The following is a 2,611-nucleotide window of genomic DNA, read 5'->3' as shown; positions in this document are numbered from 1 at the left end:
AGGCCGTATTTCTTTCTCTCGACTTCTCTTGGGTCTCTCGTCAAGAGACTGTTCTGTCGTAGAAGCTTCTTGAGATCAGGATTGAACTTAACAAGCGCTCTGGCGATTCCTAGACTTATCGCACCAGCCTGGCCCCCAAGTCCACCGCCGTTTACTCTTATGAGCATGTCGAATCTACCTATGGTGTTTGTGACAACGGCGGGTTTCAGTGCACTCCTGACCCATGCGTCATTTGAAAGGTATTCCTTAAGATCCTTGTATTCTTTTCCATTTATTAAGAGCTTACCGGTTCCAGGTCTCAGGTGAACTCTCGCAACAGAGGTCTTCCTTCTGCCTGTTCCGTAATAATCAACAAAGTCAGCCATGCCTCAACCTCCTCATTTAACCAGTTCGATAAGTTCGGGCTTCTGAGCGGCGTGTTCATGCTCGGGACCTGCATATACCTTGAGTTTCTTAAGCATCTTTTCACCAAGAGCCTTCTTGGGGAGCATTCTCTTCACTGCAAGTCTTACAACCCTATCCGGGAACTTGTCCATCATCTGTCTTGCCGTTCTTTCCTTTATGCCTCCCGGATAACCCGAGTATCTGTAGTACTTCTTTTGGTCGAGTTTCTTGCCGGTAAGCTTAACCTTGTCGGCATTAACTACTATGACGAAGTCACCGGTATCAAGATGGGGAGTATAATATGGCTTGTTCTTTCCCATCAGAACCATTGCGATCTGTCCAGCAAGTCTTCCCAGCGGGACATCAGTCGCATCGACGACGTACCATTTCTTCTCTATCTTGTTGCCATTATGATCAACCAGATAACCGAGTGTCTTCTCGATTTCTCCCTTTCTTTTCGTCTGCACCTTGGAGTGGGTTACTGCCCATCTGCACAAAGGTGTCTTCTGAATCTTCATAGATGCAATCCTCCTTAACCGAACAGCCTACTCGCTGTAGACACTAACGTACTTGCGGTTGTTCTTCTCTTCAAAGTGAACCTTGCCATCAATAAGAGCAAAGAGGGTATGGTCTCTGCCGAGTCCTACGTTCTTACCGGCGTGAATCTTTGTTCCTCTCTGTCTAACAATAATGGAACCCGCCTTCACGGCTGAAGATTCGCCTCTTTTAATCCCAAGATATTTGGGATTACTCTCTCTCCCGTTTGACCTTCCCGCGCTTTTTCGGGCCATCTCATTTCACCCCCGTCTCGATCTTCTCAATAGAGACTTCCGTGAACCACTGTCTGTGACCGTTTACTCTGTCGAAGTTCTTTCGGGGGCCAAACTTGACCACAAGCACTTTTTTGTCTCTACCGTGAGAAACAACCTTGCCTACAACTTTTGCGCCGTTCACATAAGGTTTGCCTACCGTTGCTTCTTCTCCGTTGTGGACGAGAATCACTCTGTCGAAGACTATCTCGTCTCCGCTTTCCTTTCCATTCTGCCTTTCGGTGAAGAGAGTCATGCCTTCCTCGACTCTATACTGTCTTCCCGAGGCCTCAATGATGGCATACACTAATAGCCACCTCCTCATGCAATAGAAATGTGCTGAAACCAGGTACCTTTCGGATTTTAGACCTGCTTCATGCACGAAAAACCACTCGCGATCAAAATTCTATCATAATTGGCAGTGACAGAACAGTGTAAGAGTAACGTTTATATTACGAACGAGAAAGAGTTTTGAATAGATGAGATCTCTCTGACTCCCAAGTTACCATATTGACAGCCCTATTGCCCGTGATATAATCAGTTACGAAAACGGAGGCGTATCCTAATTGGCTAAGGAGCCGGTCTCGAAAATCGGTGGGGTTGACGCCCCTTGTGGGTTCGAGTCCCACCGCCTCCGCCAGCGGGCCGTTGCGCCCTTATTTTTTGGAGGTGGTATCGTGATCCTCAAGGAGATCCTAGAGCTTCTGAAGAGTAAGAAGGGTAAGATGGATTACTCCATTCCAAAGGAGTGGTTACCTGACGGGTACTCAGGTACCTTGAAGCTTAGAGATCGATACATATTTGTGGACCCATACGAATTCGGCTCAAGCATAATTGAAAGCATAGCCGCTAAAGCCGAACCGGGAGTCGATTATTCGAAGTCGCTGGGCAGGATTAGAAACGAGAGCGACAATCTTTGGATCAAATCCGCAATCGTCTACGGATCATTCGTCAGGTCGACCGCAGCCTACTCGCATCAAGACCCGGAATTCTTCTCAGATCTCCATTCGCAAGAATACTCGGAATCAGGGACCTTCCTTAAGATGATCTATATGCTTCCATATCTATCGAAGATGGGCTTCGACACTCTTTACTTCCTCCCTGTTACCAGTTACAGCGACAAGTTCAAGAAGGGAGAACTAGGCTCACCTTACTCCGTGAAGGATTTCTTCTCAATCGATGAACGCTACCACGATGTCTTGCTTGAGGATATGGACGTCGAACGCGAATTCAAGGCATTTGTCGAAGCGGCCCATATTATGGGAATGAGGATCGTTCTAGACTTCATCCCGAGAACTTCCGCTAGAGACTCTGCCTTAATACTCAAACATCCCGAGTGGTTCTACTGGATAGACGCATCTCATCTTAAGGACTACAGGCCGCCCAAGATTGATGGTCTCGGCTTCGACCAGGCCAGG

Annotated in this window: 5 protein-coding genes and 1 tRNA gene; 2 read left to right on the top strand and 4 right to left on the bottom strand. The window is 47.5% G+C overall.

The genetic code is table 11. The features are described 5' to 3' along the window. From rpsI to rplU, 4 genes are all read right to left on the bottom strand, one after another. Positions 1 to 365, bottom strand: a 365-nt coding sequence (gene rpsI / locus BG32_RS04540) for a 30S ribosomal protein S9 (protein ID WP_121526470.1), incomplete at its 3' end; no start/stop codon positions are given. 12 nt (positions 366 to 377) lie between these two features. Next, positions 378 to 902 carry a 50S ribosomal protein L13 gene (gene rplM / locus BG32_RS04535; protein ID WP_006486568.1) on the bottom strand — a complete coding sequence of 175 codons (525 nt, stop codon included), beginning with the start codon at positions 900 to 902 and terminating at the stop codon, positions 378 to 380. Between the two features lie 27 nt (positions 903 to 929). Beyond that, the gene (gene rpmA, locus BG32_RS04530) at positions 930 to 1,175 is read right to left on the bottom strand and encodes a 50S ribosomal protein L27 (protein WP_006486567.1); all 246 of its coding nucleotides are present in this window, start codon (positions 1,173 to 1,175) and stop codon (positions 930 to 932) included. A gap of 1 nt (position 1,176) precedes the next feature. Next, positions 1,177 to 1,500, bottom strand: a complete 324-nt coding sequence (gene rplU / locus BG32_RS04525) for a 50S ribosomal protein L21 (protein WP_006486566.1) — start codon at positions 1,498 to 1,500, stop codon at positions 1,177 to 1,179. Between the two features lie 244 nt (positions 1,501 to 1,744). On the opposite strand from rplU, the gene BG32_RS04520 reads away from it, so the two are divergent. Both BG32_RS04520 and BG32_RS04515 read left to right on the top strand, forming a co-directional pair. Further along, a tRNA-Ser gene (locus BG32_RS04520) sits at positions 1,745 to 1,833 on the top strand. Positions 1,834 to 1,870: 37 nt separating this feature from the next. Continuing rightward, the coding region (locus tag BG32_RS04515) for an alpha-amylase family glycosyl hydrolase (RefSeq protein ID WP_259459516.1) at positions 1,871 to 2,611 on the top strand (741 nt) is incomplete at its 3' end.

This window comes from Mesotoga sp. HF07.pep.5.2.highcov, from assembly GCF_003666285.1.
Taxonomy (GTDB): domain Bacteria; phylum Thermotogota; class Thermotogae; order Petrotogales; family Kosmotogaceae; genus Mesotoga; species Mesotoga prima.
Note: the sequence above shows the minus strand (reverse complement) of the source record. Positions and strands in the feature narration are given on the sequence as shown.